40 protein-coding genes are annotated in these 26,906 nt (G+C 35.6%); 37 read left to right on the forward strand and 3 right to left on the reverse strand.

Features of this window, described 5'->3' with window-relative positions:
- Nucleotides 1-115: 115 nt before the first annotated feature.
- Nucleotides 116-1,012 carry a tyrosine-type recombinase/integrase gene (locus tag ACQKKO_RS19695; RefSeq protein ID WP_359698832.1) on the reverse strand — a complete coding sequence of 299 codons (897 nt, stop codon included), beginning with the start codon at nt 1,010-1,012 and terminating at the stop codon, nt 116-118.
- A 340-nt stretch (nt 1,013-1,352) separates the two neighbouring features.
- Here ACQKKO_RS19695 and ACQKKO_RS19700 point away from each other — a divergent pair, with 340 nt between their 5' ends.
- The 6 genes from ACQKKO_RS19700 to ACQKKO_RS19725 all read left to right on the forward strand — a co-directional run bounded on the left by ACQKKO_RS19700 (nt 1,353) and on the right by ACQKKO_RS19725 (nt 4,421).
- Nucleotides 1,353-1,748, forward strand: coding sequence for a hypothetical protein (locus tag ACQKKO_RS19700; protein WP_359698831.1), 396 nt, complete (start codon nt 1,353-1,355; stop codon nt 1,746-1,748).
- Nucleotides 1,741-2,370, forward strand: coding sequence for a hypothetical protein (locus ACQKKO_RS19705; RefSeq protein WP_359698829.1), 630 nt, complete (start codon nt 1,741-1,743; stop codon nt 2,368-2,370). The genes ACQKKO_RS19700 and ACQKKO_RS19705 overlap by 8 nt, the downstream gene beginning before the upstream one ends.
- A complete protein-coding gene (locus ACQKKO_RS19710) occupies nt 2,357-2,779 on the forward strand; it encodes a YomN family phage-derived protein (RefSeq protein WP_359698826.1) in 423 nt (140 codons plus the stop codon). The genes ACQKKO_RS19705 and ACQKKO_RS19710 overlap by 14 nt, the downstream gene beginning before the upstream one ends.
- A 15-nt stretch (nt 2,780-2,794) precedes the next feature.
- On the forward strand, nt 2,795-3,202 hold the full coding sequence (locus tag ACQKKO_RS19715; RefSeq protein ID WP_359698824.1) for a hypothetical protein: 408 nt from the start codon (nt 2,795-2,797) through the stop codon (nt 3,200-3,202).
- Nucleotides 3,196-3,834 carry a hypothetical protein gene (locus ACQKKO_RS19720; protein ID WP_498650216.1) on the forward strand — a complete coding sequence of 213 codons (639 nt, stop codon included), beginning with the start codon at nt 3,196-3,198 and terminating at the stop codon, nt 3,832-3,834. Before ACQKKO_RS19715 ends, ACQKKO_RS19720 begins: the two co-directional genes overlap by 7 nt.
- Nucleotides 3,835-3,995: 161 nt before the next feature.
- A complete protein-coding gene (locus ACQKKO_RS19725) occupies nt 3,996-4,421 on the forward strand; it encodes a hypothetical protein (RefSeq protein ID WP_359698935.1) in 426 nt (141 codons plus the stop codon).
- Nucleotides 4,422-4,790: 369 nt separating this feature from the next.
- On the opposite strand, the gene ACQKKO_RS19730 is transcribed toward ACQKKO_RS19725, so the two are convergent.
- Nucleotides 4,791-5,507 (reverse strand): hypothetical protein, encoded by a 717-nt coding sequence (locus ACQKKO_RS19730; RefSeq protein WP_359698932.1) that lies wholly within the window; start codon nt 5,505-5,507, stop codon nt 4,791-4,793.
- Nucleotides 5,508-5,687: 180 nt separating this feature from the next.
- Here ACQKKO_RS19730 and ACQKKO_RS19735 point away from each other — a divergent pair, with 180 nt between their 5' ends.
- The 5 genes from ACQKKO_RS19735 to ACQKKO_RS19755 all read left to right on the forward strand — a co-directional run bounded on the left by ACQKKO_RS19735 (nt 5,688) and on the right by ACQKKO_RS19755 (nt 8,133).
- Nucleotides 5,688-6,011, forward strand: a complete 324-nt coding sequence (locus ACQKKO_RS19735) for a helix-turn-helix domain-containing protein (protein WP_498650218.1) — start codon at nt 5,688-5,690, stop codon at nt 6,009-6,011.
- Nucleotides 6,012-6,233: 222 nt separating this feature from the next.
- Nucleotides 6,234-7,247 (forward strand): ParM/StbA family protein, encoded by a 1,014-nt coding sequence (locus tag ACQKKO_RS19740; protein WP_498650220.1) that lies wholly within the window; start codon nt 6,234-6,236, stop codon nt 7,245-7,247.
- Entirely contained in the window at nt 7,234-7,707 is a 474-nt protein-coding gene (locus tag ACQKKO_RS19745; RefSeq protein ID WP_498650222.1) for a hypothetical protein, read from the forward strand. Before ACQKKO_RS19740 ends, ACQKKO_RS19745 begins: the two co-directional genes overlap by 14 nt.
- Nucleotide 7,708: 1 nt before the next feature.
- Nucleotides 7,709-7,897: a hypothetical protein gene (locus tag ACQKKO_RS19750; RefSeq protein WP_359698924.1), complete on the forward strand. Its 189-nt coding sequence runs from the start codon at nt 7,709-7,711 to the stop codon at nt 7,895-7,897.
- A gap of 23 nt (nt 7,898-7,920) precedes the next feature.
- Nucleotides 7,921-8,133 carry a hypothetical protein gene (locus tag ACQKKO_RS19755; RefSeq protein WP_359698921.1) on the forward strand — a complete coding sequence of 71 codons (213 nt, stop codon included), beginning with the start codon at nt 7,921-7,923 and terminating at the stop codon, nt 8,131-8,133.
- A gap of 269 nt (nt 8,134-8,402) precedes the next feature.
- On the opposite strand, the gene ACQKKO_RS19760 is transcribed toward ACQKKO_RS19755, so the two are convergent.
- Nucleotides 8,403-8,645: a helix-turn-helix transcriptional regulator gene (locus tag ACQKKO_RS19760; RefSeq protein WP_359698918.1), complete on the reverse strand. Its 243-nt coding sequence runs from the start codon at nt 8,643-8,645 to the stop codon at nt 8,403-8,405.
- A gap of 275 nt (nt 8,646-8,920) precedes the next feature.
- Between ACQKKO_RS19760 and ACQKKO_RS19765 the strand changes: the two genes are divergently transcribed.
- The 26 genes from ACQKKO_RS19765 to ACQKKO_RS19890 all read left to right on the forward strand — a co-directional run.
- Nucleotides 8,921-9,160 carry a hypothetical protein gene (locus ACQKKO_RS19765; protein WP_359698915.1) on the forward strand — a complete coding sequence of 80 codons (240 nt, stop codon included), beginning with the start codon at nt 8,921-8,923 and terminating at the stop codon, nt 9,158-9,160.
- A gap of 12 nt (nt 9,161-9,172) precedes the next feature.
- The gene (locus ACQKKO_RS19770; protein WP_359698912.1) at nt 9,173-10,351 is read left to right on the forward strand and encodes an FtsK/SpoIIIE domain-containing protein; all 1,179 of its coding nucleotides are present in this window, start codon (nt 9,173-9,175) and stop codon (nt 10,349-10,351) included.
- The gene (locus ACQKKO_RS19775; RefSeq protein ID WP_359698909.1) at nt 10,335-10,925 is read left to right on the forward strand and encodes a replication-relaxation family protein; all 591 of its coding nucleotides are present in this window, start codon (nt 10,335-10,337) and stop codon (nt 10,923-10,925) included. The genes ACQKKO_RS19770 and ACQKKO_RS19775 overlap by 17 nt, the downstream gene beginning before the upstream one ends.
- Nucleotides 10,926-10,938: 13 nt before the next feature.
- Nucleotides 10,939-11,160: a hypothetical protein gene (locus ACQKKO_RS19780; RefSeq protein ID WP_498650226.1), complete on the forward strand. Its 222-nt coding sequence runs from the start codon at nt 10,939-10,941 to the stop codon at nt 11,158-11,160.
- 406 nt (nt 11,161-11,566) lie between these two features.
- Nucleotides 11,567-12,376 (forward strand): hypothetical protein, encoded by an 810-nt coding sequence (locus tag ACQKKO_RS19785; RefSeq protein WP_359698906.1) that lies wholly within the window; start codon nt 11,567-11,569, stop codon nt 12,374-12,376.
- Between the two features lie 560 nt (nt 12,377-12,936).
- A complete protein-coding gene (locus tag ACQKKO_RS19790) occupies nt 12,937-13,149 on the forward strand; it encodes a hypothetical protein (protein ID WP_498650230.1) in 213 nt (70 codons plus the stop codon).
- Between the two features lie 33 nt (nt 13,150-13,182).
- A complete protein-coding gene (locus tag ACQKKO_RS19795; protein WP_359698903.1) occupies nt 13,183-13,305 on the forward strand; it encodes a hypothetical protein in 123 nt (40 codons plus the stop codon).
- A 93-nt stretch (nt 13,306-13,398) separates the two neighbouring features.
- Complete coding sequence (locus ACQKKO_RS19800) at nt 13,399-13,824, forward strand: hypothetical protein (protein WP_359698900.1); 426 nt, start codon at nt 13,399-13,401, stop codon at nt 13,822-13,824.
- 367 nt (nt 13,825-14,191) lie between these two features.
- On the forward strand, nt 14,192-14,962 hold the full coding sequence (locus tag ACQKKO_RS19805) for a hypothetical protein (RefSeq protein ID WP_359698897.1): 771 nt from the start codon (nt 14,192-14,194) through the stop codon (nt 14,960-14,962).
- 12 nt (nt 14,963-14,974) lie between these two features.
- Nucleotides 14,975-15,385 carry a YkyB family protein gene (locus tag ACQKKO_RS19810; protein ID WP_359698941.1) on the forward strand — a complete coding sequence of 137 codons (411 nt, stop codon included), beginning with the start codon at nt 14,975-14,977 and terminating at the stop codon, nt 15,383-15,385.
- Nucleotides 15,378-15,677, forward strand: a complete 300-nt coding sequence (locus ACQKKO_RS19815; protein ID WP_498650233.1) for a protein-tyrosine phosphatase family protein — start codon at nt 15,378-15,380, stop codon at nt 15,675-15,677. Before ACQKKO_RS19810 ends, ACQKKO_RS19815 begins: the two co-directional genes overlap by 8 nt.
- A gap of 69 nt (nt 15,678-15,746) precedes the next feature.
- Nucleotides 15,747-17,591: a hypothetical protein gene (locus ACQKKO_RS19820; RefSeq protein ID WP_498650235.1), complete on the forward strand. Its 1,845-nt coding sequence runs from the start codon at nt 15,747-15,749 to the stop codon at nt 17,589-17,591.
- Nucleotides 17,592-17,626: 35 nt separating this feature from the next.
- On the forward strand, nt 17,627-19,249 hold the full coding sequence (locus tag ACQKKO_RS19825) for a hypothetical protein (RefSeq protein ID WP_359698891.1): 1,623 nt from the start codon (nt 17,627-17,629) through the stop codon (nt 19,247-19,249).
- A 544-nt stretch (nt 19,250-19,793) separates the two neighbouring features.
- On the forward strand, nt 19,794-20,081 hold the full coding sequence (locus ACQKKO_RS19830) for a helix-turn-helix transcriptional regulator (protein WP_359698888.1): 288 nt from the start codon (nt 19,794-19,796) through the stop codon (nt 20,079-20,081).
- Between the two features lie 328 nt (nt 20,082-20,409).
- Entirely contained in the window at nt 20,410-20,844 is a 435-nt protein-coding gene (locus ACQKKO_RS19835; RefSeq protein ID WP_359698885.1) for a hypothetical protein, read from the forward strand.
- Between the two features lie 33 nt (nt 20,845-20,877).
- Entirely contained in the window at nt 20,878-21,288 is a 411-nt protein-coding gene (locus ACQKKO_RS19840; protein ID WP_359698882.1) for a hypothetical protein, read from the forward strand.
- Between the two features lie 256 nt (nt 21,289-21,544).
- Nucleotides 21,545-21,922, forward strand: coding sequence for a hypothetical protein (locus ACQKKO_RS19845; protein WP_359698879.1), 378 nt, complete (start codon nt 21,545-21,547; stop codon nt 21,920-21,922).
- Between the two features lie 14 nt (nt 21,923-21,936).
- Nucleotides 21,937-22,164 carry a hypothetical protein gene (locus tag ACQKKO_RS19850; RefSeq protein WP_359698876.1) on the forward strand — a complete coding sequence of 76 codons (228 nt, stop codon included), beginning with the start codon at nt 21,937-21,939 and terminating at the stop codon, nt 22,162-22,164.
- A gap of 8 nt (nt 22,165-22,172) precedes the next feature.
- Nucleotides 22,173-22,451, forward strand: coding sequence for a hypothetical protein (locus tag ACQKKO_RS19855; protein ID WP_359698873.1), 279 nt, complete (start codon nt 22,173-22,175; stop codon nt 22,449-22,451).
- Nucleotides 22,435-22,728 (forward strand): hypothetical protein, encoded by a 294-nt coding sequence (locus ACQKKO_RS19860; protein ID WP_359698871.1) that lies wholly within the window; start codon nt 22,435-22,437, stop codon nt 22,726-22,728. Before ACQKKO_RS19855 ends, ACQKKO_RS19860 begins: the two co-directional genes overlap by 17 nt.
- Nucleotides 22,729-22,935: 207 nt before the next feature.
- Nucleotides 22,936-23,394: a hypothetical protein gene (locus tag ACQKKO_RS19865; RefSeq protein WP_495259675.1), complete on the forward strand. Its 459-nt coding sequence runs from the start codon at nt 22,936-22,938 to the stop codon at nt 23,392-23,394.
- The gene (locus ACQKKO_RS19870) at nt 23,391-24,119 is read left to right on the forward strand and encodes a hypothetical protein (RefSeq protein WP_359698865.1); all 729 of its coding nucleotides are present in this window, start codon (nt 23,391-23,393) and stop codon (nt 24,117-24,119) included. The genes ACQKKO_RS19865 and ACQKKO_RS19870 overlap by 4 nt, the downstream gene beginning before the upstream one ends.
- Nucleotides 24,120-24,176: 57 nt before the next feature.
- Nucleotides 24,177-24,920, forward strand: a complete 744-nt coding sequence (locus ACQKKO_RS19875) for a YomU family phage tail tube protein (RefSeq protein WP_359698862.1) — start codon at nt 24,177-24,179, stop codon at nt 24,918-24,920.
- Nucleotides 24,921-24,975: 55 nt separating this feature from the next.
- The gene (locus ACQKKO_RS19880; protein ID WP_359698860.1) at nt 24,976-25,389 is read left to right on the forward strand and encodes a hypothetical protein; all 414 of its coding nucleotides are present in this window, start codon (nt 24,976-24,978) and stop codon (nt 25,387-25,389) included.
- 12 nt (nt 25,390-25,401) lie between these two features.
- A complete protein-coding gene (locus ACQKKO_RS19885; protein ID WP_359698857.1) occupies nt 25,402-25,887 on the forward strand; it encodes a YomO family phage-derived protein in 486 nt (161 codons plus the stop codon).
- 91 nt (nt 25,888-25,978) lie between these two features.
- A partial coding sequence (locus tag ACQKKO_RS19890; RefSeq protein ID WP_498650243.1) for a phage tail tape measure protein occupies nt 25,979-26,906 on the forward strand: 928 nt, incomplete at its 3' end.

A 26,906-nucleotide genomic window follows, 5' to 3' on the forward strand; every position in this document is an offset into this window, starting at 1 on the left:
AAACACACGCCTGTTACCCACTAAATATTTTTTAATTTTAATGGCTGCGAGTGGTCTATTTTCAGATTAATATACAAAATTTTACATTCAATTAGGCAAAAAAAAGCATTCCCACCTATCGTGAGAGTGCTTTTTCTATAGCATCCGCTTGCTGTGCAAGGGTTTGACGTGTATATCGTCTCGTTGTTTCTATGTTGGTATGACCAGCTAGGTTAGCTATATCGCTTATGCTTGAGCCTGTTTCATTAAGTCCTGAGCAGAATGTATGGCGTAACTGGTGAGGTGTCACATCATACTTTTTAAGCAGTAATTGTATGGATCGTGTAGTTAATTTAGATTGTCTTTGACTTACAAAAAGGTACTCGCAATCATCATTACGGCTATTGATATACCTTTGAGTGTACTTGTGGAACTTCTCTTTAACTGGTATATTCCTGCTTACTTTACCTTTAGAGGTTCTTATATGATAGTAGTAAGTTCTTTCTTTTGTGTCTTTATCAGTATCAAATGTTATGTCAGATAGCTTTAGATTAACAAGCTCACTCACTCTTATGCCAGTGTTTATAAGGGTATCCAGTATAGCTACATCCCTTTGAGAGCTTGCCTTTCGGTTGTTGGCAATAGATAATCTAATCTTATCTAAGCTATTAAAAGGCAATGACTTGGGAGCGACACTGTTTATATCCGTTGGTCTATTGATGTCTATGTCATACACTGCTTCCGATTGTCCACTATACTTAGCAAAGGCGCAAATGGCAGCAAAGATACGATTGATTGTTGATGAGCCTAGCTTCTTACCCTGCAACCCTTTAACCCTACCGGTTTCCAAACCATTGATAAACATTTGAACAGTGTCATACGTTAGGGAATCAATCTTGATATCATTAGTGGCCAAGTAAACACTAAACAATGAAAGGTCACGTTGATACGATTTCTTAGTGTTCTCGGCTTTACGTAATTGAAAGATAAATTCCTCTACAAGTTCATGATTATATTCTTTTATGTTCTCCATTCTGACCACTCCATTTCGTGTAATAAGTTATGCGAAGTTGAGTCCTCGTTGAGCCAACCTCAAAACCCTATCTGATACTATAAATTATAACATTTTACTTCGCATAAGTATAGGTAAAAAGAGAAAAGATTTCGCATAAGTTATGTTATGCGAAGTAAATAACAAGGCTCAGTATGTGACCAGTCTATAGGTAGCGATCATAGGCAAGGATACTGATATACATTTAATACCATACGTTACCCCCTTTTTGGTAAATTTTGGCGCAACTAACTAAGAGACACGGGCTAAAAAATTTTTCGATTTTTCTCCCCTCTAAATTTAAATTGAAAGGTGTGAACTCATGCCGAAAGTACGTATCGATATGAAATTTGATTATGCTACCAAAAACAACGAAATTGAATATATCCACTCTTCAGTTGGCGAACATGATTTCTTTATTGCTGATTCTGTTTATGCCCCTCATGAAAAAGTAATCAAGTTTGCAAATACGCCTCGTTATAATGACCAAGGTGTGCAGATTAATTACAATAAGGATCATGTTAAGCATAGTGAAACTACAACTGTTGGTGGAAGCTCTCAACGGATACTTGAAACCTTTACTAAGTGGTTTGATATTCCTGAAGGTTACAATGTAACTTTTGAAGTTTCCCCTAACTTTGCTGATTTTGTTGACGAATATAACTTTAAATTTCCTAAGCGTTGCTATTTCTCTATAAAGGAGGTTTCTAATGGATGATTTAGATGATTACATGCCATACCGACCCTCTGAGAAATTAGAGTTTATTGGTCGTGTTAATGGATCTGAACATTTAGTATCTGACGATGAGCCTTTGCATCCTGAGCCTAACATGGTTTGGACTAATCCTAAGACTGGAGAAGTGAAGGTTCATGACGGTGAAAAATGGAATGGCCAACAACTTAATCTTGATTCTATTGAGACAACAATTGATGCATTAAGATTAAAAATTGAGCAATTGGAACAGGATCAACCTGACTTGTCTCCTATAGATGAATCCCTTGAGCTTCTAAAAACACAAATTGAGCAGCTATCTTTGCAAATCCCTCGTATCACTCTTAATGGGTTTTTCATAAATACCCACTACACTGAAAATGTTGTTCTCCCCTTCACTAATGAAATCACCTCTCACACTTTTGAATATCCTTACATCTCCCCTCCTGCAGTAAATGTTCAACTAATCGGATCGACTGAGCAATCATTTACCTTTGTCGATTACGTACAGGACGCTTTAGGTTTATATACTGGTGTGATTCTTCATAATGCTGAAGGAATGGCTAAGGATTTTTGTATTCATGCAAGTGGTATTGTTCAAGGGGTTGATACGTATGAAGAACTTTAATTCTATAGATGAAGCCTTAGCACATATTGAAAACCTGGCCATTTCCTCTATTCAGCGTAAAGATTCCAAAGTAGCTAAAACGATAATTGATACGGCCAAGGAACATGTTATTTCTGATGTCTATTCCGTTTATCAGCCAATGCAATATGTCCGTACTTACAAATTACTCAATGACTGGTCAGTACATAAAACTAAAAAAGGTATTTCTGTTCGCTCTGACCGTAAAGACGAGTTTGGTCGCTCGATTGCTGAAAAGATTGAATACGGACGTGGATACTCATTTGAGTTTGAATACTCTAACCGGCCAAGACCATTTATAGAAAATACGAAACGTGAGCTGCAGAACTCCCCTCGTCTTCGCCAAGCATTTAAAGAAGATATGGCAAGAGCTGGCTTACGTACAAATTAGAAAAGGAATGATTTAATGGAACCAATTACTCTACTGGAACGATTTAAACTGACACTCGGCTTAGACTTAGAAAAAAATGCTTCTGTTTATTTGCTTGAGCAAGGCTTGAATCCTACTGACATTTACGAGTATGACAAGCAAACTAAATACCTTATTGATAATGCAGCACTCGATGCATTGAACGATATCTCTAACAATCCTGAAAACTTCGGTTCTATTCGTGAGAAGGATCAAACACTTTCCTCTTTTTCTGCAGATATTAGAAACCGTATCAAACAGTTTGAACGCAAAATTGCTAACACTCGTGATTTACATGAGGATGATTCCGATTCTTCAGTTGGATATCTATATAAAGGCAATAGTAATCAAGTAAGGCGTACTAAGCGAACTCATACAATTTCATGGGGTGATACCTCTTGGTAACATTCAACGCCTTATCAAATCTAAAAAATAGAGCTAAATCTAATTTTCAAAGAATACTTAGAGACTTAGGCGAACCAGTATTTATTGGTGACGTTCCTTGCCAAGCTATCATAAGCGATCTTACAAAGAGTACTAATCAGCTTGAAGATGTACGAGAAATTGAGACTGATTATAAATTTAAGCGTGGAGATCTTGTAGACTGGAACAATAAGAAATGGTTTATCTTATCCGATATTGTTGAGGAACATAAACATAAGTACGAGGGTATTATGCGACCATCTAATTTCTCTCTATCTATAAATGTTGAAGGTTCAAACGGTACTTGCCTTGATTGGAGACGAGATGGATTAGGTAGACCGATTGAATGTTTGCGCTACGACCCTAACGATTTACCTAGAGAGGCTTTTAATAAAGAAGTCCCTGCTCTTATTTTAGATGCAACCTACCGTGTAGAAGGTGTCCAAATTAGAGTTGATACAGGTGAAATCAATGTAATTGTGCAAGATAACGCAGAAAACAAAGAACACTTCAATCGAGGTTCTTATTCGCTAAAATTTGGCGATAGCACATACAATATCGAATCTAGAGACTTTACTAAGCAAGGCATCATTACGTTAATCTGCAAAGCTTAGTAGCTCACTCCCCTCTTTATCGGCACATGCTGGTATCGAGGGGCTTTTTCTTGTTTATACCTATAAATTTCACATACCGTATTTAAATATTATATTTATATCCAACGAAACCAAGTTATAGTATACTATTTGTAACATATGTTCTAATAAAGGAGGTCTATATGATTAAGAAACTTGGAGTTATCTTATTCACTTCAATCACGCTTATAGCTTGTTCTAACACATCGGCAGAAACTGATAGCTCAGAATCAGACGCTGTTTATCAAGAGGCTGCTAAAAATATTAATCTTAAAGACGTTGATTTTAATGCCACTAGCAGCACATTTTCTGTTACGGGATCAGTAGTTAATGATAATGAAACTAGGCAAATCGCATGGCCAACGGTTAAATTTTCTTTATATGATGCCAGTAACGAGATATTCCATACTGAGGAATACGAAATACTAACCGAGATTGTTGACGCTGGTGAAGCCGAAGAGTTTAAAATATACCTCAATCTTAACGACCCGTCTAAAGTATCAAGAATCGATTATGAGGTTTTAGAATACGATCATAAAGCGGTAACTCTTAAAAATATTAATAACTAACCCCTGCTCTATTTGAGTTAGGGGTATTTTTTTTTGTTTAATTCTACAAATTTATTGAAACATATGTTTAATTTATGCAACTAAGGGTATCATAATTAGTACATACCTTACAAAAAACGCCACCTAAGTGTAAGTATTTAGTACTATTTTCTTGAATTTTAGCATAAAAATAATAAATTTAGCTTGTATTTACTAATCTGTTAGTTTATTATAATCCTTGTGAACAAGTTATACACAACCTACAGTTCAAACTTTATAAAGTTTTCGTACTAACGTTGGAGTTGTCCACATAGAATATACATAAGAGCAACAAAAAAAGAGCATCGAGGTCGCACCCAAGATACTCTTACATGATTTAGCAATATTTATTTATTGTTTTTCAACCGAAATTAATGTTAAGTTAGTCTCATAGTTGGCAAGTTGTTCGGTGGTCGCACCCGCTTGAACATATGAGTCAACTAGCAACATCTTTGCAAGTTTCTCTTGCTCACTTTGGTCATTGGTCTCAATTGCTAAGTAGTCAATGACCAAAGCATGAGATAAGAAACCAGTGTTAAATTCAAAACTCGCTTTAAAATGAGTGTTTCCAAGTTTTTCAGATTTATAGGCTACAGTTTCGTTACCTTCAATCTCTAGTTCTCCAACCCAAGTGTCGATAAATTGGACTAATGGATTCTTGAACGTGCGGTAATGCTTTTCACAACTGCAATCAAACCAATCTTGTGTTTCATACTCATGCTTGGTATCGGCAGCAAATAGATATTTCTCTTTAAGCTCTAAGTACAAAGTTACAAATTTACGACCTTCGATCATTTCACCATTTAAAGGATATTCGCCATGCTCAACACATTCTTGGTATTCTTCAAATGGACTTTCACTAACGTGTTTAATTCCGTACTGGTCGGCGGTGTATTTAACAAAAACTAATGAACCGTTACGATGGTAGCTAACTTCAATTGTTCCAAGTCCTTCAGGAGTGATTTTTACATCTTCAAAAGTAACGAAACTCATTTCAATGTGTGTTGTCATTACTGCTTCACTCACCTGATTGATACGAGCACCTTTAACCATTTGTACAACTGTCATAAACATTCTCCTTAGTCCCTCATTGGGGCATTTTTTAGGTTGTAGAACCTTTTTGTAACATACGTTAAGATAACTGGTTCTTTTTGCCGATAAACTAAACATATGTTCCAATTCAATATACTTAGCTTGGTAAGTCTTGTCAATAATATTTTTGCAAGAAAATGAATCGAGGTGTTAATTGTGTCCAAAAATGAAGATATACCTAAAAATCATAGACCTAAAAATCTTAAAACTAGACCCAGCTATGAAGGTTTGCGTACCATACTGGCCGAACCCGGATTAGAATTAACGCACCTAGTTAAATTAGGAATCTCTTATAAAACAATTAAGAAATTCAAATATGATAAGGAATTTGTTAACCTTCAAACGCTATGTGAAATATGTGAGTACCTTAATGATCCAAGTGACCCACAACAGAATATAACGTTTAAGCGTAACGATTATAATCTTGCTGACCTTTGTAAGTTCATTCCTATAGAAACACCTCCTAATAAGAATACATAATAGAAACATCTGCCCACTGGTTGAGCTTAACGGCTTAATTGGTGGGCTTTTTTGTGTTTGTCTGAGTTGGTAAGTATTACTATAAACCGAATCCAAATCTTTGTAAAGTCGATTTACATATATTTTTGATTTGAATTTGAATTAAATTTCTAACAAACCTCTTTACTTCCATATACGCATCATATATACTTGAATTAAGTTAGAATTATGGAGGCGATGAAGTTGACTAAAAAGACTGTCAAAACATTAGAAACACCTTATGCAATCGATCTAGGTAATGGTTTTAGTAAACGTATGTGGAAGGATAAAATGTCAGTAGATCCAAGTGTATTCGCTGTCTATAACCCAACTTGGTCAGATGCCAAAGTTGATATCTTTGAGTTTGAGGATGGAGATCCCATTATAATTGGTAATCATGCTAAAAACCTTGTTAAAAATGTTTCACAAGCAATGGTTTCCGAATCTGCTGAGAGATACAGTAGCAAACAATTTAGACAGCTATTTCTTTCTACGATAGCAAAGGATCTTAGAAAATCTACTCGTATTCCTCATTTAGTAACAGGACTCCCTGTGAGCCATTTTAATAGCCGTATCGACCAGCTAGAGTCATTTAAGGGTGAGCATACTTTCTTATTTAATGGTGAGAAAATCTATATTGAGATAGAGAATGTCCACGTTCTCCCACAGCCACTAGGTACTTACTTTTATACGATAGATGAAGATATCGACACAGGTGATTCTGTGCTTGTGATAGATGTGGGGCATGGCACTTTAGATATAACAGAATTGAATGGGCAAGCCGTTGTGACAGATATCGGAAATGATTTAGGTATTAAAGAGGCACATAACAATGTTGCAGCATTACTACGTGAAGATTTTAATGATAGAACTGAGTTTGGTTCAATTGGTATTACTGAAATACTTGAAAAAGGGCTAAAATACAAAGGATCACGTATCAGCATTAGAGAAAAGTATGAAAAACAGTTACGTGCAATTTTTAGAAACCATTTTGATTTGATATTAGCATTCATTACAGAAAATAAGTTGGATCTTACAACTTATGACAACGTAATTTGGACTGGTGGAGGTAGTCAGGAACTATTTGATTTCATTATGAACGAAGAAGGAAACGATAATAACCATTATATTTTTATCGAAGAGCCTCAAACTGCTAATATAAAAGGGTATTTTGCGTTCGGCCAAGCGAAAGAAGATGAGTTTAATGACACAGAATAATAAGCCGGTGGCAAAGAAAGAGGATCAAAAGAAGATTCAGTTATACATTAATCAGCTTACTGATTCAGAGGCTTATAACCTTATTAATTCACTTGAAAAACAAGCTAGGGGTGGTAAAGACGACAAGTCTATACCTATTCCACGGGGCGTAGTGCAACGAAAGCTTATAGACAGACTTTCAGCTTATAATCGTTTAGAAAAGATGCTTAATGTGGACGATCCAAACGACTTAATGCTTAAAATTGGTCAGTATATGGCCACTTCAAACTTAGATCGTGGCGGTAGGGATTTAAATCCTCCTGCTGAAACAGGGCAATCATCTAATAATGAGCAAGAAGAAGCTGAAAGACTGGCTAGAGAAGCAAAGGAAGAGGAAGAGAGGCAAAAGGAAATTAAGAAGCAGAAGAGAGCTATGATGACCAAAACCGCTAATTCAGCTACTAATAAAGGAGGTAAATAGCATGAGAGATCAATTTGACGAGGAATTAAATGAATTTAGAGAGCGTATTGGCTACAATAAGGACAAAATTTCTCAGGAGGATAGAGCTAACGCATTTGAGTTTTTGGTTGGCTGGTTTTCAAGCTCAAGGGAATCTTATACCTCTGAAGAAATAGAGGAAATATTTAAAAAGGCATTAAGAGGTTTTTAATTAGCTAAAATAGGAGGGGTTTCATGCAAGACGATGTTGAGATAATCAAAGCCGAGACAGCTAAAGCCCTTGCAGATATGGGGATTGATGAGACTTTAACAGCAAAGCAATACGAGTATATTGTACGTGTTCTTGTGAGGCAGTTTAGCTATTATGACGATGATAAGAGCTATACAGCTAAAGAGATAAAGAGTGTACTTGCTAAAAATATTGCATATGCGAAGGAAAATCTTTAATTCAAAACAAAATAAAAAGACGCTCAAAGGATGCTGATACATCCTAAAGCGCCCTGAAAGTCGTTAAACTCTCATACGTTGTTTCTATAATAGCAGTTTAACGGGGATCGGGCAAGCGTTAGAAGGGACGTAGCCATGATTAATATTCGTCTGACTTACGGTGAATTGGCTTGGCTTGCAGCAGGTACACTTGTGCTTGCAGCTTGCTTTGCTACTGCTTATTTCTCATAATTCTATAATTAACCGGTCACACTATATGTGTGGCCTTTTTAATCGTTGAAAAAGAAGCTTGCAGTTATATCTGCATCCAATATCTTTAGAGCTTTAATAACCTTTTTAATCGTCTTACTACTCGGCTCATAGTCATCATCCGTGCAAAGGGTGCTTATAGTACTCCTACTAACCCCTGAAGTTTCAGCAAGCCATTGTTGGCTCACTCCACGCTTATCTAACCACTTACCAAGTTTACTTCTAGGCCGACCTAATCCCGATCCAAATAACCCCAAAAACATATTACCCTCTCCCCAGCGTTTTCAACCAGTCTGACCAAGAATCCAAAAAAGTATTCAACACTGCAGAAATTTTAAGAAACAAGGACAAGCTATGCCCATAAATTAGACTATGTAGCTACTAAAGTATCTCTAAAAGTTGGTTTAAAAGTATATCAACCTAAAAAAGAGGTGATTTAAGGCTATTTAATAGGATTTAAAAGAATTGTTTAAAGCGCAGCGAGAGTGGGGTAGTCGAGCGGAGTGAATTATATGCCCCAAACTAAAGGAGGATATACATGAATACTGTAATTTCTTTGGATGGAATTCTTCATTTATCACCGGTAGTTGCTAGAGGTTATGGCTTACTTGTGGGGCTTGGAATCGCTGCAGTAGGCAGTGCATTGTTGGAACGACACATGGCTAGTAATAGTGCAGTCATCATCGCTGAACGTATCGCAATGGTAACTAAGATAGCTTTGCCTTTTCTTTTAACAGGTGGATTGGTTTATTTTGTCCTTAATAATCCATTGCTATAAGGAGGTTATGCAGTGTTCACGGCATTAAATCTAAAACGTAAATTAGTGAAAGTATTTCGTGCAGGAGAACTTCATTTGAAATATCGCAATGGTACAAATACACAATATATTTACCCAAAAATTCATTCTGCAAAAGTATTTGAAAGGTATACGCAGTACGTCTTTACAGTGCCAATGGGATTAGCACCTTCTGATGTTTTAAAAAAGAAATGGTTGTTTGAAAATGCATTCGGTCTTAATACCGAGCTTGTGCAGGACAACAAAAGATTTGTACTCACTATTCACAATCAAGGACTACCGACCAAGCTAGAATACGACTATATGCAGTATGAGGAAAAATTAACGCAGTATGCATTGCCTGTACTTTGTGGAGCTAATTTATATGGTGAGATCGTAGCGTTTGATATGGTTGAGTACCCTCACTGTCTTATAGCAGGTCAAACAGGCTCAGGCAAGAGTGTTTTTATCCGTAGCGTTCTTGCAACGCTTTTGCAGTCGTGCAGCCCTGATAAATTGCATATTTTCGCCAGCGACCTCAAGCGCTCAGAGTTCCATTTTCTACGCAACATTGAACATGTGAAAACACTGACCTTTACTAAAGAAGGTACGGAGAATTTGTTGATTGAAATTGAAAATGAAATGACTAAACGAGGGGATCTGCTAAACGAATATGGAGCTATGCATATAGACCACTTGCCTGAAGACATTCGACCACCTTACATTTTAATTTGTATAGATGAAGTTGTTCTATTGAAAGATGAAAAGGAATCCATGAGAATACTTGAAATAATAAGTAGTATAGGCCGCAGTCTTGGCTGTTTTTTGATCCTTGCCATGCAGAGACCAGATAGTAAATTATTGGAAGGGGCATTAAAAAATAATCTAAGTGTACGGATGGGATTTCGTGCCGCAGATGCCAGTAACGCTAAGATCATAGGCACTCCGGGTTCAAATAAGATAACTATGGAACAACGTGGAAGGTTTATCCTAGCTCTCAATGAAATCCAAGAAATCCAAGCCCCATATTTAAGCGACACCGAAGCTAAAAAACTTTTGAAACCTTTTATACTCGATAAGCCTAAAGTCGCTGTATTGGACGATACGGAGCCTGCATGGGTATCTGCACCAATCAAGCAGGAGGAAAGTATATTCGGTTTATTGGAGGGAGATAGTGATGAAAGCGAGAGATAAGGCTATATTAAGCGATTTAAAGAGGTTTCGAGTAATGACAAGAGAGGATATTGAAGAATTGCATTTTCAAGGCTTAAAGCACCCTACAGCTAACTGCAATGCAGTCCTATTACGGCTAAAACGTGATGGGCAAATTAGAGCCATTACCGACCGGCGTATGTATTGCTACGTGCATTCTGACGTGCAGCTACGTCCTGACAGCACCAAGATACCTCATTTCTTGGCCATCGTATCATTTTATAGGGAGCTATGTGAGATAGAGAAGCCTACACTATTTGAGGTTGAGCCAAAGCTTGGCAGTAAAGGAACTGTAGAGGTGGATTGCCAAGTCATATGGCGTAAGTCTCCATTTTTCGTTGAGATTCAAAGAAACTTATATAGTGGCAAGGTATTTACTGCAAAAATGAGTAGGTACGAACAATACTTTCATTCTAAAGAATGGAAACAGCTAACTTGGCAGCCTAAAAATAATCCTGTTTTTCCTCATGTGTGGATCATAACTGAAAACAAATACACTTTGAGCAAGCGTTTACCGTTTCGAGTAATTCAAAGCAAAGACTCAAAAATAGCATAGGGGAGTGGTCAGAATGAAGAGACGTTTCGTTGATATTACACAAACAGATAAACGAGTTAAGGAGCATATCGAAAATATAGAGGATTTCACGTCTTACATTTTGAAACTAATCGAAGCGGATCTCAATAGCGAGTCCAGTAATGACGTTATCACCATTAAAAATCCTAATTATCGACCACTTAAGGTTCGCATAGAACCAGTTAACCAACCGCCTATTCTTTTTACTAAAGATTAGGGTAAGTGAAATTATTTTAGGAGGGACATAATTTCCGTCCTAAAATCTGTGGATAATGAGCCAAGTATTCTATGTATAGGCTTACTTATCCACAGATTTCTACTTTTCGCCAAATTTCGTTTTACTTAAGGTGTGGATAATGCTATTATAAGTACATCAAATACGAAACGAGAACGCAAAAAAAGAACCTCATCGGCTGTTAAGTTGTGTTGGAAGCACTCCTTAACCGTCTTCAAGCCACTCTGACTGGCGAAAACACTTGCGATAAGATCCTTTTATGCTGTAGTTAACTATGGTCTAATCTTACCATAGAAAAACTTCGTATTCAAGGAATTAGGACAATGTTTTTGCTGATTTTTTGGCGAACACATTGTTCTTTTTGTTTTCATTAAGGAGACAAAATCTAATGGCAAGCAACATACTCTTAACCTCAGAGCAATTTCAATTTATCAAATCCACTTATTCAATTTGTAAAAATCATTCAGAGCAACAAGAATTAAAGTTGTCACTTATGGAGAACGTTAAAAAATCGTTTGGAGATAAATGGGACAGATTAGCAAGTAAAACAAAAAAGCTACTTGATTATTGTTTGTGGAGTGCAGCAGATAAAGGCGTAATCTTTGCCAGCTATGAATACTTGGCCAACAAACATGATATGAATCCTAAAACCGTACATAGACGTTTACAGGAACTTGTTAAGAATGGGTTAGCCGTTAAGCTTTATCGTAGATCCCCAAATCATAACGGTAAGGGGAAGCCAGTGTATTTATTTACTGACCATCCTTTATATAGTAGATACTCGTCATTTTTGGAGTTGGACAAGCTTTCTGAAACCGATAAGATCCTTTCAGAAGTCCCAGCAGAAACTAATTCTGATGTACCTAAAAATCCTTTTGGAACAGTAGTTTCAAAGGTTAATAAAGTAGCTCAAAAAGTTGCTACCGATTTTTATAAAAAACAAGAACGTAATAATAAATATCCTTATTCACGTTCGTTCATTAATCAGGAAGACACTATCCTAAGATTGTTCTACTCAAAAATGGAAGATGCAGCTAAACAGGGCATTAAAATTAACAATGTACAAGCTTGGTTCCGTAAGATCCTTGATAAGTTCGTAGCACAAGAGCAGCTTAAAGAGTTTAAATTTGAAAAGGCTCAACGAAATTCTGCCAGTGTGCCCGATTTCGTTCCAAGTTTAAGTTGGCTCGATGGGTAATTGTGTTTTCAAGTGGACATAATGTCCATTTGAGTTTCAGAAGGGAAATTATTTCCGTTCACTTTTTGGCAATCCTAAATCAAACGAACATTATGTTCCTTTGATATCAAGCGGAAATAACTTCCCTTTAATTTAGGATTCAAATAATTTGAACTCACTTTTTCAGATGGACATTATGTCTATCTGATTTAACGCTCACCAAAACGGGGAAATTATTGAGCATTACAATGAAACTTTTCTGAAACTCTGTTTTTCGACTTCTCATTTAATGAGTAATTACATGAGTAATCCACCGATCCAGTTCTCTTAATGTGAGTAATACGCCGAGAATTATTGTGAGTAATAAGATGAACACTTTTTGAGAAGTCAAAATCAGTGTGTTTATTTTCTGAACAAGCCTAATTTATAGGGGTTTTATGACATAATTCAAAAAAAAAACAAACTCCTTAAAAAATCTTTTATTAAAAATATAAAATAAAGGGTTGTCCTTTTCTATTAAACATGTTAAATTAAATATAGCAAGAGATACGAAAAATATAAAATGAAGGAGGGGAGGTTAAATGGCGAGAAGAGGTCGGCCATCTGTTGACCCAATGGACAGGCTTAAGCAACGCAGCTACACAATGAGCGATCGTGACTTTGAACGCATAGGCAATCCAAGCATAGCTGAGGTTCGCCACATGCTATTGAATTATCACAAACTGGTGGATGCGATACGCTCAAATGAAATAATCGCTGAGTCAATTAATATTGACGATTACGACAGTATATAAAATAAAAAATATAAAACAAATGGAGGTGGAGTAGTGGACGAGGAAATTCAAGCTTATGCTGAGTACTACACAAGTGTAGAGGCTCAAAATGTGGCAGAAGATATTTTTCAGGATTCATTCGGTAAACCTCAATCATTAGATGAGGTTATTATTTAACACTATCAGTGGAACATATGTTAATCCTAGTGGAACATACGTTACAATTTATGTTATAGTTAAAGCTCACCTCATTTAAAGGAGAGCGATTTAATGTACAAGATATATACGGCCAGCTATAAAAATGATGAATTCGAGATAAGAGCTACCTTGCGCTTAACTCAAGTTACAACCGAGATCCGCTATCATGATATGCCAGCAGACGTTTGGATGCCTTTGCATACTAATTTTTTGGATGATTTTTCAACTATCGAACAACGTCAAATAGGCCTCGACCTTAAGGATGAGGTTTACAAGAAAGAACGTGATTATGCTGAAAATTGCAGTATAGGGAAGTATTTGGATGTTGAATTTTCTTATTCAAGTCATAATGAGTCATTTAGATCCATTTTATTGCCTCATTTACGACTTACTAGAAGCTCGAAGCATCCACAAGAAATGACTTTAAATTATTTCGATGAATTAACCGGTAAAATTTATTCAACTGGTCTAATCCAATCAAATAAAGGGGGTGGTTAAGGTGTAATGAAAGCAACGTTTTATTTAATCAACTTACGCTAATATACAGGGTTTTCGACAAAAAAGCAAGATATAAATATAAAAATATAAAATAAAGGGATGGATTAATGCTAAATAAATATAAACGAAAAATTATTCAGGTGCTTGTTTTCGGAATAGCCTATTTCATGCTAATCATACAATCTGCAATGCCAAACGAAACTTTACGCTTTATGATGATTTATTTTGCTGGGATGATGATTGGAATATGCCTGTTAGAGAGCAGAGTTAGATTAAGGAATAAAGTATCTTAATCTTTCTTGTAACCACCTGTACTTGAAACACCGCATTAAATTAAAAATATAAAACATAAAAGGAGAAATGAATATTGAATAACAAACAAAAAGAGGAACTGATTTTCAAATTAGAGGATAAATTAATTCAACTTTATAGAGCGCAAGCTTTAACAGAGGACAACTATAAGCAAGCTGTACAAATTGGTGGAGAATATATTCATAAGGTAATGGAAGAACTTAGAGAGAGCAGGGAGCAAGCACTAGTTGGGTTCATGGAAGATGGAACTTATCTATTTGAGGACGGAAATCCATACGGTGACGATTTTCAGAATGTTTTAAAGTACCTTGATGATCCCGAATATGACTGGAAATACTATGAAAGCTTTGTTTTGCACTTGAGAAATATTACAGAGCCTGAAGAGTATAAATTTATTATTAACACTAAATTACAGCACTTTGACCTTATCAAAGAATATCTTGCACTGGCTCACGATATAGAGCTAATTCATGGTGTGACTGAAAATGAAACGGTTTCGGATGCTATGAAAGAGCTATTTGAAACAAGCGAAGTTGACGACTTGTTAAGCATGAAACCACAGGAGTTGTCCCTACAGTCTCTTATTGATATAGGAAAATATAAATACGAAGATGAAGCATTTAACGAAATGATTGTAAATGAAATGGTTGCAGCCAATGAATTAAGGACAGAGCGTATTAAACTAGGCATTTCCACATATGAGATAGCAGAGGATGCCGAAGAGGACATTGCTTTAATAGAGGCTGCAGAACATCATCTAGTGCCTATCAGCCCGTTAACGTTCGCATACTCTAATTTATTTGCTTTATATGAGGTCTTAGGTTAATGGTGACGAAAACTGGATAAACAAACACTTGGACAATCACTTTACATAGTAAATCGAAAAATTAAATCTAAGCTCTCAAGCGGACGCAAAAACCACTCTAGGTTGTCCGTAGAGCGATTATACAAACTTAAGGACTCTACACTTGCGAAAATGGTTAAAGAGGGTAATGCGACCCTCTTAGGCTACCAAGTAGCATTTTATAAGTATAGTGACAATAAGCGGTACTACCTGTATCAAGTTAATGAACATTATTACTATCACTCACCAGTTGAGTACGGTGATAATTTGTCTGAAGTGACGTATTTAGGAATGGTTATGGATGCATATGAGATACCTTTCCGAGAGCCAATTAGAATGTCACTTAAACAGGCATTGTTAAATCTTGAACGCTATAAAAAAGGAAAGGTGACGTTATTTGGATAGTTTGAGTACTTATCTCGAAGAAAATATAGGGAACGATTTATACGGATGGCAAAAGGATGATCTTATACAGCTTGCACAAGTAAAGGATGAGCGTGGTCGCTTGTTAAAGAGCCATACATCAATCAATAAGTATCTACAGGATACTGGCAGGCCTTATGTGATTCAAGCTATGAGGACAAATAATCAGCGATATTGGATAGTTTTAAGGGACATAGGCTTTATGAATTATTTAAAGAAGTTCTGTAATGAAAGTCAAATTGAAAAATTAGTCCACAAAATGTCACTTAGATAATGCTAAGGGTATGTGATATCCATAAAACGTCACTAATTAAAATAAAAATATAAAATTGGAGGAATGCTTTTGAATAATAAGGTTAGATTGATGATGGATAATTGGGCTTTTACCAAAAAGCCGACAGGAGATGATGTTAAAGGAATACAAGCAAGAATTGTAAATAAAGAGGTTGAGATACCTGTAAGTCAATTAGCTAGATCATTGAGTAATGGCTATACAATCGGTGCTGGTGTTCTTAAAAAGGGATCAAAGAAAAATCATAAAGATAATTATAAACGTCAAGAAATTGTTATGCTCGACTTTGATTCAGGGGAATTTACCATCGATCAAGCTAAAGCAGATCCGTTTCTACAGGCTAATGCAGCCTTTATGTATTTAACATTCAGTCATATGCCTGATAAACACCGTTTTCGGGTTGTGATGATCTTAGATAAGCCATGCTATGACATAGAACAATATAAACAATTCTATGAAAATATAATTATGAATCGCTATAGCGTCAAGAATGATAAAGGTGAGGTCGTTAGGTATCTTATCGATAAAAAAGGCGCTGAAGGAACAAGGTTATTTTATGGTGGACATTCTCAACACATGTTCAACTATTCTAATAGGCTGAAATTGGATAGGGGGGTCTTGAGCGACCCAGAAGAGGGTACTAGTATATATATAGGTCACCCCAAACCCCCTAAACAACTAAACCAAGAATCAAACATAACCCTTATAAAGAATAGAAATATAAATGCATTAATAGAAGCAATAGATACAGAGCCACATCAAGTACATACAGTAGAAGAAGCTAGGAACTACATAAAGCAACAAGACTTGGCACATTACTTAGGATTTGAACATTATAACTTGTTGGATATATTCCACAATGAGGATAGTCCTTCAGCCAGTATCTATAAAGCTAATACAGGTACAGGGCATTGGTTATATAAGTGTCACTCTGAATCACATGAGTTTGTAGGCAATATAATGACTGTAACCGAGAGGTTGTTAAATTGTTCAGCATTGCAAGCTAGACAGTTCTTGCAAGAAGTTTATCAAGTTGAAATATTAGAATCAGATCTGCAGAAACAAGTTAAAGAGGAAATCGAGGAATTTAAAGCCTTGTTGCGTTCAGACGATTTAGAAACTATGTATCCGAATTTCTATAAGCTTATGAGTAAAAATGGATACTTGCAAGAGTTTTACGTGCTACTGGACATTTTTAAAGAGTTTGTTCCAAGTGATATAGGTAACTATGGTGATGAAGAATTTAGATTGCTGATGCACTATAGCATGGGTACACTATCCAAGCGATTTAATAAAGGTTTAACGACAACTAAGCAGCGTATGGGATTCTTCACATTCTTCAGGATGATTTATAAGCTACCTGAATCTGAAGTACCTCCTAATCTGCTTGCAATTCAAAAGGCGAGACAGGAAAAGACAAGAGTAAAATATATAAATAGTACGTATCAGTTACCTTTACATGGATATCAATTTTTCACCGAGCTAGATGTAGCTTGCAAAGACTGGATGGATCGAGGAATGACTAACAAAAGTATTAATCGTGATGGGATACTACGAAATTACGGTGAATCTGAAGCGAATAGAGTATTTCCTCAAACTAGCAAAGAGAAAATTCCCGAAATGAATGATGAAATAGTCTCATACTTAGAAGAAACAGGCTTACATGCAATACATAACAAAGGTTGGACGACTCAAAATGAAATGATTGAGAAGACGAAGCTATACTTTCGTGGCCAACATAATTACAAGGTGAACATGATAAAAAATTGTATTGGCGCTTTTCTAGAGAAATATGATTTGAGATTTATTCAGTGTAGTAAAGCGATAAAGGAAAAATATAAGATTACTGAGGATCAGCTAAATGGCTTTCCTAAGTTAATTGTACCAAACAACTAAATTAAAAATATAAAAATGACAAGGGGTAATGTTTATTGACGAAAAATAAACACGAATATATTGAGCTTGAGAATTTAACTTTTGAACAGACTTACAATGATTATGTACCAGCAGAGCATTTTGATAAGGATTTTGCTAAGTGCAAAGATAATCTTATGAGTATGACAACTAAAGTTTACGATAAATATAAAGAACTTGAGCATGAGTATTTTGAGCCTAGCGGATTAATGCTAACAGATGCATACGAATGTCAGTTTGAAGAAATGGTTGTAAAAGACGAGATCAAGGAATTGATTGACGATCCAAACGGTTATTTTGTTCTTTATCAATCAACAGCTAGGTTTGCATTAGAGAATGGACGAAAAAACAAAAGACAGGCATTATGTGAGAATAAGCCTTATTACAAAAGGTTACAGGGATACGCAACACGGCTATTATTCAATCAGACGGTGTTCAATATGGTAGATCCTAAAGAGTATAAGCTACTTAGCAAGACTAAGGGTAAAAATAATCTTGTACGTGAATGCTTTTTCCATGATGAAGAATCAGGTAAGCGATTTGAAAAAACAATATCACCTTCAAATCATTATTTCCAAATTGATGAGTGGACTAGACGTTATAATTTTGACAAAAGGAAATCTGCCGAGGCTTACAATGAAAAAATTAAAGAGTATATGGTTGACGTTGAAAGAAAAAATCATTCGTTTATACATACGGATCACTTAAATTTAAACATAGAATATAACTTTGACAGGTCAGATAGAATAGCGAAGGTGGGCAATAAAAAGACATATAAAGATGTCGATGTGATACTTGAGGCTATTAAGGACGTAAAAGCAAATCATTTAAGCTATAAGGACTATCTGAAGAAAAACAAAGGTAGCGAGGAATACTTTAAAGAGCATGAACTTACATTGTTATCCGAGGACTTATATAATTTAGCATTAAATAATCAAATTAACTCCTTGGAATCCGAAAAATATAAAGTTTATGAAGACCTTGCTAAACAAATACCTGCTAATGGTATCTCACCGAAGCCAGTAGAATATATGCATTTGGTAGGTTATAACTTTAGTGATTTTCAAGATGTTCAAATGATGTTTCAGGCAAAAAGGGTGAATTATAAAATCTATCATGAGGGTGATGAGGATCGAGAGCATTATTACGAGACTACTTATCACTGGTTAGCAATTCAAGCGAGAAAATATGCAGCAGTCGAGGACAAGATAATTATTGAACAAGAGTTAGAGAAGTTTTTATATTATTTACAGCGCACAACCTTTACGAAAGTAGAGCAAGAAATTATTAGAGTGTTGCTAGAGGATGAAAGCTACGATGAAGATCCATATTACTTGGCAGTGGAGAAATATCAAGAGTTAGTGCCTGAAGAGGGCGAAAAGGATAAGCGATTTATTGAGCGTATGGTTGAGAGAATCAGTAAGAAAGTTGCACACCAGTACGATGAAGAGAATTGTGATACGTTGATTGTTAAATGTAAAAAGTGCGACAGGTCAATGAGAAATCATACTCGTAACATTCCCGACAGTGTAAAAGTCCGTAAGGATGGATGCGTGTCAACTTGTCGAGAGTGTGAAGCAGAGAGAAAAAATAAAAAGATGAAAATATCTATTGACAATAAAGCGAAAAGTTTGATATGATTAATTATAACTGTGCTTTTTCGGAATAAATTGTAAAAGCTGTCGGTAGGTGCTTATATAGGTGTAGAGGATTAACCTCTGCACCTTTTGTTCTCTCACACGCTTCAACAAAATCGTGGTTTTATTCAAATAGGATGAAATAACGGTTTTATCGTATGTACAGTTCACGTAACCTGAATACGTGCAATCTATATAAAGTTGTTCATTATGGGAAGAAACTATATAAACTCTTAAGCTCGGTCGCTTATGCGATCGGCTATTTTTTTTCGCTATAAAACTGAAATTTTAAACTAAATTGTTACACTTTATAAAATTAAGTAGAATTTAGGTGGTTAATTGGTTTATAGGTTGGTTGATTCTATATCACATTCAACTAAATATCACTTATCAAAACTCAAGTCTTATCGTAGGCATAAGGGCGGTACATGGTATTTAGTATTTCCTGAGATGTTCCCATACATGAAATACTGGACTGATAGAAAGCTAGATAATGAAGTAATCATTGAAACAGAAATATATTGAACGATTAAAGGAGGGAAAGGAGATGAGATTAAATGAAAATGAAGGCTTGCAATTTGCTATGTTCCTAAGAAAAACAGGAATCAAGCAATCAGATATTGCAAAAGGGATTGGCAAGTCGAACACTTTAATGAGTTCTCTTATAAATGGCAAGACGAGTGTCAGTTACGATACTTGGACAGACATTGTAGAATTTCTTTTAAATCATCCGTATACACAAAAGGTCGAAGAAAAGGAAATCAATATAAGAACTTTTTTGCAAGAATCTGATAATGATTTTGCTTTAATTAAGAACCTTATTGGTCAGTTTTAAAGCCATGACCGCATCGGCCTTAATTCCTCCAAGTATGAGGGCTGCCCCGTTTATCCTCGGTCTATAAATATAAGGTTAGGCACAACGACTTTCGAACTCAGTTCAATGAGTTTAGCATTTGATTCCGAGGGAAGCTTCGGGTCAGTACGAATTGTACCGTATGTGTAAGAGGGTTAGTACTCCTCTTACTCCAAGTCCTTGAGAGCTGCGATGATGCTTGATGGGACATCGGATAGGTTGTGTTTTCTGAAGGAGTTTCCACAACCTATCTTAATACCTTTAAATTAAAAATATAAAATACATGATGAGATAAAAGGAGCGTGTTGAAATGGGTTCATTAGAATTCGCTAAAAACGAGTTGAAACGTTTAGGTGGAGAGAATGACGAAATGCAACAGGAAATTAATAAAGGGATTTTAGAAATTGTAAAATTATTTTCTGAACAAGGTCACTCAGGATCTACGGCAAGCTATTCTTTATCCATTCTTGAGAGGTTGCTTGATTTTAAGCCGGTAACACCTCTTACTGGTGAAGAAGACGAGTGGGGAGAGCCTTATGACGTAAAAGATAGGATGCAGATGCAACAGAATAAACGATGTTCATCAGTTTTCAGAATGCATTATGACAATGCAACTGCTTACGATATCGAAGCAAAGGTTGTGTCTGATGATGGCGGAGAAACATGGTTTCAAAGTAAAGAATCATTTACTCCGATTGAATTTCCTTATGTAGTTCCAAAAGAACCTGAACGAATAATTTTATAAATAAAAAATGAGAGATAAAAGGAGAGATTATTTATGGGAACAGTAACAATTAACACCGATGAATATTTAGAATTAATGGACGTGGCAAGAGCGTTTGACGAGTTAACAGAACGAGAGATTAAAGTTGATTATAGCGATTTGCTAAAAGAAAATGAGGAAGAAGTTAAAGCGTATGCTGCAACTCTTAAAGATGTTGTTAAAGCAACAGATAGTCTTAGTAATGAAAGTTTAACTGTTGAAATTGGAAAAATAGAGGCAGAGCTTGCAATCAATAATTATAAGAAAGCTCTTGTGTTAATGCGTGATGCTTTCAATGAAAAAATCGATTTTTTGATAGAGAATATTGATAAGAAAACTGACGAAGAAGACGGTTGTTCAGACGATCATTGTACATGTGCTGTGTATGAATATGACGCTCATGGTAGACGAATTGGTATGGTATAAAGAAATGAAAGTAATTAAGCTCTACTTTACATTATTTAAAGATTACATTTGGATTTATAAAAAAGGCTTAAATGTAGCAATAGAGGAACGTTCATTTAAACCATTAGTTAAAGCAATTAAAAGAAGTTTTACTACAATAAAGAATATTAAAAGTCATTACGAATTAATTCAGATATTGGAGAAACGTTAGTTAGATAAGTACGCAACGCCCATTTACACCCGCAGCCAAAATATAACCAAAAGGAGAGTGAAAGGTATGTACAATCAACAACCGTATCAACCAACAACCGTCACTATGGATGTGAGGGAATACGATAGGTTGAACTTGAGATCAATGAATGAAAGAGAAGAATATAAAAAACTTAAATCAGAAAGAGATCGTTACAAAAAGAGAGTGAAACTTGCAGATTTACTTTTTTCGTTCCTAGGAGAGCAATTATCACAATTTGAACCTGAAGAATTGCAAACAATGGAACTATTAAAAGAAATTGAAAAGGATATTGATAGTTCAAGTGATTCGCAATTGTGGATGGAGATTATTTTAAAAAGGTTGAGCGAGGACACAATGAACCTTGAACAAACTAAAAAAGCAGTAAGAAAAATGCAATATGATTCATTAGGGAGACCAATTTAAAGGAGGTATGCGGCTTGGTAGAAGTAGATACAGTTGTTATAGATAGACATTACTACGACAGGTTATTTAAAGCATTGAATGAAAATGTTGAACTTAAAAAAGAATTAGAAGAATTGCGTAAAGGCGAACTGAATGTAAGGGTGAGTCAAGAAGAACTTAATACAATTGCAAAGCATCTTGAAAAAGATTTTGTGAAAAAGCTTGCTAGTAAAATACGCTCAGCAGGAGAGTGCACAGTATAAGAGAACACATGAGGAAAGAAATAGATAATTATGCGTTACTGCATATAGCTTATGAACTAGAAAGAAATGCCCCTGAACTTAAAGAGAAGATACTTAATAACCTCAAAGATTACTACGAGAAAATTTCCCCATACGATGATAACCCACTTAAAAAATTCGATACCTTTCTTTGGAAATTTGAAGCTGGTGACATGCCGAAATATGCAATTGATGGCGCAGCAAAAGATATAATCAAGCGAAGAAAATTGAGTTACAAAAGGAGAGGATTGGTTGAGCCAAAAGGTTAATAGAGATACAAAGATGAGTGAAGTAACAGTAGGACAATTTGTTGATTACCTTGTAGAAAGTGAATCATTTGAAGGTTTACTTTCGCACGTTGGACAATACATTAGCAACAGACACTATAAAGGGATCTTTCCTCACCATGACAGAGTAGAGGAAGGTATAGATTTATTACTTGGCGAGATAGAATGTGTGAAAGAAAGTCTTCGAGTGGGAGGTTACAAAGACTGTGAATACCGACCAAAACGAAATAGTAAAACAAGCAGTACTACAACTAACTGATAAGCTTTACGATGTTCTTGAGGACGAGGACAAAGCAAAGCTTTTCATGGCGTTACAAAATGGAACTAAAGATTATAAGGACTACATAGAGTATCAGAGCGGATTGGACGAGCTATTTTCTACTCGTCCCCAGTAAGGAGGTGAAAATAAATAAATATTGTTGATGACTTTCGTCAAGCTTATAAACGTTTAATCTACGATGAAAAATTGGTAAGACTTCTCGTTTATCAAGCTAAAAATATGGAGGACGATGTAACCAATATAAAAACAAGAGATAATATCGTGAACAGGAATGATCCTGAGTTTTTTAAACTCATAGAGAAATTGATTGTTCCCGAAAAAAGAACGTCCGATTTATCTCCTAAAGATAAAACCCCACATAATCGCATCATGCTTTATCCTGCAAAGACCCTTCCAAATGAAAATTCTCCACTAGGCATTCAAATATATACAATTGAAATCCTGATCCATGATAGCTTTTCTCAAGATACACGTAAGCTACTTGTCTTTAAACGTATCTGTGAGTTGCTATTTGTGAAAGCGAAAGGATTTAAAGAGTTTAAGTTAATTCAAGCCGGTGATCTTAAAGAATCGGTTAGAGTTGAGGGCTATTCCACTTATGCTATCGATTTCGATATTGGCATAGGAGGTGGAGCCTACAAATGATTTCTGTAAATAAAGTTAGTGAAATTACTGACTATCAACATTATAAAGGTGAGCCAATTCATGTTCATAGTATCGGTACAGTTCACCAAATTAAGATTAAAGACTACGATAAATTTGAAGAACTTCACGGGTGGCTCTTGTTTGAAAAAGAGGACTTCAACATCGAGTCTGAGAATCATACTTTATTTGAATTAATTTGTGCTTCGTGTACCCAAAATGCTACTTTAGCTCAAAATGTTGAAGAGTTAATTAAACTTGTAATGAAAGTTGACGAAATTGATGTCCTCATAGATCATGTTGGCTCCGCTATCACTTACAAAGGCGGCACATTACATAGTGGTAACTACGAGACTTTTAGAGAATTAGTTCTTAAACAAGCAGTTGTACATAAAGAGCCTCGATATAAGAATGAACACATGAAAAAGTGGTTTGAAATGAAAAAGCAATTGTGGGCTAAAGAAAAGAAAAATGATATTGACTTAATTGCAAAATTTACTACCATTACAACATTTAGTGGTAGGAGTATGGACGATTTAATGGATTATACAATTCTACAATTTGAATTTGAGTTTGACCGAGTTAATAGGATTATTCTTTTTGAGCGTAATTCTCATGTGATTGGTCATGGCGATGTACCTTCAAGTCACTTTGCAGAAAAGTTCGATATATTCAGGAATCCTTACGACGATTGGTTCAGGAAAGAAAGCGATGTAAACATATTATAAAAAAGAAAGCGCAGACCTTACATTGTAAGGTCTTTTTGCGTTAAAGGAGATTATTAAATGAGTTTAGTAGCAGATGTATTTGAAATGGTAATTATCGATAAACTAGGGAACGTTATTGCGAAAGATGTTCTAAGTGAGTCTAATATCACTAAAGAAACGGCAGAAAATGAAGTTCGAGCTGGTCGAGGGAACAACATTTATGCAATTTTAAATGGCGATACCAATATTGAAATTTCCTCTACAACGCCTGTATTCAACCTAGAAAACCTTGCTCTACACGTAGGTACAGAAATTGTCACTGGCAAAGGAACTGCTTTCGCTTCATTTGAGCATGTTACTGTTCAAGAAGGTGACGATAGTTTGAGCTATGTTACTTTGAAACATGCCCCGATTTCTGAAAAATATCTATCTATTGTAGATAAAGACGGCCAACAAATTCCGAAAGCAAATATGCTACTTTCGGGTAAAGAAGTCCAATTCTCTAGTGGAGTTCAAGTAGGTGAGGATCTTAAAGTATTAACTTATGAGTACGAAACGTCTGAAGATACAAAACAATTGGATATCAATATTGACCAGTTCCCTAAAGATGTACGTATCGTGCTTACGACTCTTAAGCTTAATCAGGATTCACAACCTGTTTCAGAACTGCAATTTGATTTCCCACGAGTTAAACCTTCAGCAAACTTCGCAATTAACACTGGATCTGAACGTGAAGCATCCCCTCAAGAAGCAAACTTCAAAGTTCTACTTAACCCTAACACTAAGAAACTTGGAACAATCAAAGAAATCCCACTTACATAATAAATTGAGAGGGGTTAATAGCCCCTCCTTTAATTATTCATGAAAGGAAATACCGATGGAACATTTATATTTTGCTGATTTTAATACACGAGAGTATCAAAGAGTATCTAATTACCGAGCAAAAGGTAAATCAATACTTTATCTAGATTCAGCTAATTTTACACCGCAAGTTATCGAACACTTAAAGTTCACTTTTCTTGATGTGTTTCACAAACTCAACAAACTTAGAATGAAAAGGTTTGTGGGAGAGGAAAGAGATAACTTAATTAAATACATAATCGCAATGAGTTGTTCAGATATGTATTCTAGCTCTTCTAGAACTGATTTAGAAATGTACGAACATTACAATGATTTTTTAACCTCTTCAGAATTTAGAGAGGTGTTTGACGATCTCTTTAGTTGCGAAGAGATTAAAAAAGTAAAAGAGGCTATTAATTTATATGTATCAAAATACTGTGAGGGTATATAAGGAGACGATTAAATGACAGAGGTAAAACAGATGGAAACAAAAAAGCTAAATCTAGCAGCTTTAAAGAACGAGGTTAGTCGATTTGGTTATAACGATACAAAGAAAGTATTACTAGGTGAGGGTTATCACCTTCATGTTCACCCTAATTTTTCTGACTCTAGACTTGATAAAGCGGTATTAGCTTACTTTAAAGATATTGATGATGCTCATAAAGCTAAAATTAGTTTAGCCAGCGAAGGAAATGGATCAGCCGTAATGTTTTTGGAGCTTATCTTTGAGTTTACAGACATTACCAAGGTTAAAGATTTTAAAAAGAAATTAGAAGTAATGAGTTTGCTACATGACACTGGATATTTTGCAAAAATCATTGCCGAATTTTCGAAAGAAAGTATTGATAAGACAACAAATAAAGTTAATGCATTAGCGAAAGAGATTACTCGCTTAGGTGGACTCGCTAAAAAGCAGCAAGAAGAATTTCTTAAAACTTTGAACAAGTAATTGAATATAGCGCATTTAAAAATGCGTTAAGTAGTCAGTGTTTATCACATTGGTTACTTAACGCATTTTTTCGTGTAAAGGAGCGTAATTAATGTCGCAAAGCCTTAATATCTTATTTGGTGGCTCACTGAATAAGGCAAAGACAAAGACACAAATTCAGCGTGATTTAAACTCTATAGGCAAAGACGTTTCACTAAGAATTGCTGGTATAGATCAAGCAAGCTTAAGAAAAATAAATGCTGATTTAAAACGAGTAGAAAAACAATACGCACAATTGGGCAAAACAAATGTTATAGATGGAAATCGGATTAAAAAGCAAGTTGATATCGCCTCAAAAGGTATGAATGATGCTACAAAATCCTCTAACGACTTAGGAAAAAGCATAAATACAACCGGCGATGCTTTCATGAAGTTCGCAAAATGGTTTGCGATTGGAACGTTGTTTGCTGGTGGTATTAGTGCCGGTAGAGAATTAGTATCGGTAATTGCTGATATCAACAAAGAAATCATAACAATGAGGAAAGTATCGGGAGATACCCTTCCAATAGAAAGTGTTATGAATAATGCAATTGAAGCAAGTAATAAATATGCTCAAGGCTTAAGAGAAGTAACGGCTGCTTACTCAGAGTTAGCCAAACAAGGAAATAACGCTGCTCAAATTGAGTTGCTCGGAAACACGGCATTATTAATGTCTACAGTTGCAGATATAGAAAAGACAGATGATGCCGTCAAATATTTAACTGGAACAATTTACCAAATGAATATGGAGTGGAGCGAATCCACTAAGATACTCGATAGTTGGAATGAATTATCAAATACTACTCCTGCAACGGCTGAAGAAATAGCCAAAGGATTTATGAGATCGGCTCAGAGTGCGGCGAACGCTGGATTAGATTACAACGAGCTTTCAGGCGTAATTGCAACGCTCGAAGAAGTGACAAAACGTGGCGGAGCACAGATCGGCAACAGTTTAAAGACAATTTTTGCCAGACAAAAAATGGATGGAGTTACTTCTCAGT

Origin of the sequence: Alkalihalobacillus sp. NPDC127517 (genome assembly GCF_050276055.1) — a bacterium.
GTDB lineage: Bacteria > Bacillota > Bacilli > Bacillales > Bacillaceae_D > Alkalicoccobacillus.

Excerpts from the sequence above, each read along its gene's own strand:
- ACQKKO_RS19780 (WP_498650226.1), top strand. The coding sequence starts at position 10,939 with ATGAAGAGACGTTTCGTTGATATTACACAAACAGATAAACGAGTTAAG.
- ACQKKO_RS19840 (WP_359698882.1), top strand. The coding sequence starts at position 20,878 with ATGGGAACAGTAACAATTAACACCGATGAATATTTAGAATTAATGGAC.
- ACQKKO_RS19755 (WP_359698921.1), top strand. The coding sequence starts at position 7,921 with ATGCAAGACGATGTTGAGATAATCAAAGCCGAGACAGCTAAAGCCCTT.
- ACQKKO_RS19855 (WP_359698873.1), top strand. The coding sequence starts at position 22,173 with ATGAGGAAAGAAATAGATAATTATGCGTTACTGCATATAGCTTATGAA.
- ACQKKO_RS19885 (WP_359698857.1), top strand. The coding sequence starts at position 25,402 with ATGACAGAGGTAAAACAGATGGAAACAAAAAAGCTAAATCTAGCAGCT.
- ACQKKO_RS19800 (WP_359698900.1), top strand. The coding sequence starts at position 13,399 with ATGTACAAGATATATACGGCCAGCTATAAAAATGATGAATTCGAGATA.
- ACQKKO_RS19700 (WP_359698831.1), top strand. The coding sequence starts at position 1,353 with ATGCCGAAAGTACGTATCGATATGAAATTTGATTATGCTACCAAAAAC.
- ACQKKO_RS19710 (WP_359698826.1), top strand. The coding sequence starts at position 2,357 with ATGAAGAACTTTAATTCTATAGATGAAGCCTTAGCACATATTGAAAAC.
- ACQKKO_RS19875 (WP_359698862.1), top strand. The coding sequence starts at position 24,177 with ATGAGTTTAGTAGCAGATGTATTTGAAATGGTAATTATCGATAAACTA.
- ACQKKO_RS19715 (WP_359698824.1), top strand. The coding sequence starts at position 2,795 with ATGGAACCAATTACTCTACTGGAACGATTTAAACTGACACTCGGCTTA.
- ACQKKO_RS19870 (WP_359698865.1), top strand. The coding sequence starts at position 23,391 with ATGATTTCTGTAAATAAAGTTAGTGAAATTACTGACTATCAACATTAT.
- ACQKKO_RS19750 (WP_359698924.1), top strand. The coding sequence starts at position 7,709 with ATGAGAGATCAATTTGACGAGGAATTAAATGAATTTAGAGAGCGTATT.
- ACQKKO_RS19765 (WP_359698915.1), top strand. The coding sequence starts at position 8,921 with ATGAATACTGTAATTTCTTTGGATGGAATTCTTCATTTATCACCGGTA.
- ACQKKO_RS19725 (WP_359698935.1), top strand. The coding sequence starts at position 3,996 with ATGATTAAGAAACTTGGAGTTATCTTATTCACTTCAATCACGCTTATA.
- ACQKKO_RS19760 (WP_359698918.1), bottom strand. The coding sequence starts at position 8,645 with ATGTTTTTGGGGTTATTTGGATCGGGATTAGGTCGGCCTAGAAGTAAA.
- ACQKKO_RS19705 (WP_359698829.1), top strand. The coding sequence starts at position 1,741 with ATGGATGATTTAGATGATTACATGCCATACCGACCCTCTGAGAAATTA.
- ACQKKO_RS19835 (WP_359698885.1), top strand. The coding sequence starts at position 20,410 with ATGGGTTCATTAGAATTCGCTAAAAACGAGTTGAAACGTTTAGGTGGA.
- ACQKKO_RS19775 (WP_359698909.1), top strand. The coding sequence starts at position 10,335 with ATGAAAGCGAGAGATAAGGCTATATTAAGCGATTTAAAGAGGTTTCGA.
- ACQKKO_RS19790 (WP_498650230.1), top strand. The coding sequence starts at position 12,937 with ATGGCGAGAAGAGGTCGGCCATCTGTTGACCCAATGGACAGGCTTAAG.
- ACQKKO_RS19830 (WP_359698888.1), top strand. The coding sequence starts at position 19,794 with ATGAGATTAAATGAAAATGAAGGCTTGCAATTTGCTATGTTCCTAAGA.
- ACQKKO_RS19845 (WP_359698879.1), top strand. The coding sequence starts at position 21,545 with ATGTACAATCAACAACCGTATCAACCAACAACCGTCACTATGGATGTG.
- ACQKKO_RS19730 (WP_359698932.1), bottom strand. The coding sequence starts at position 5,507 with ATGACAGTTGTACAAATGGTTAAAGGTGCTCGTATCAATCAGGTGAGT.
- ACQKKO_RS19745 (WP_498650222.1), top strand. The coding sequence starts at position 7,234 with ATGACACAGAATAATAAGCCGGTGGCAAAGAAAGAGGATCAAAAGAAG.
- ACQKKO_RS19695 (WP_359698832.1), bottom strand. The coding sequence starts at position 1,012 with ATGGAGAACATAAAAGAATATAATCATGAACTTGTAGAGGAATTTATC.
- ACQKKO_RS19785 (WP_359698906.1), top strand. The coding sequence starts at position 11,567 with ATGGCAAGCAACATACTCTTAACCTCAGAGCAATTTCAATTTATCAAA.
- ACQKKO_RS19880 (WP_359698860.1), top strand. The coding sequence starts at position 24,976 with ATGGAACATTTATATTTTGCTGATTTTAATACACGAGAGTATCAAAGA.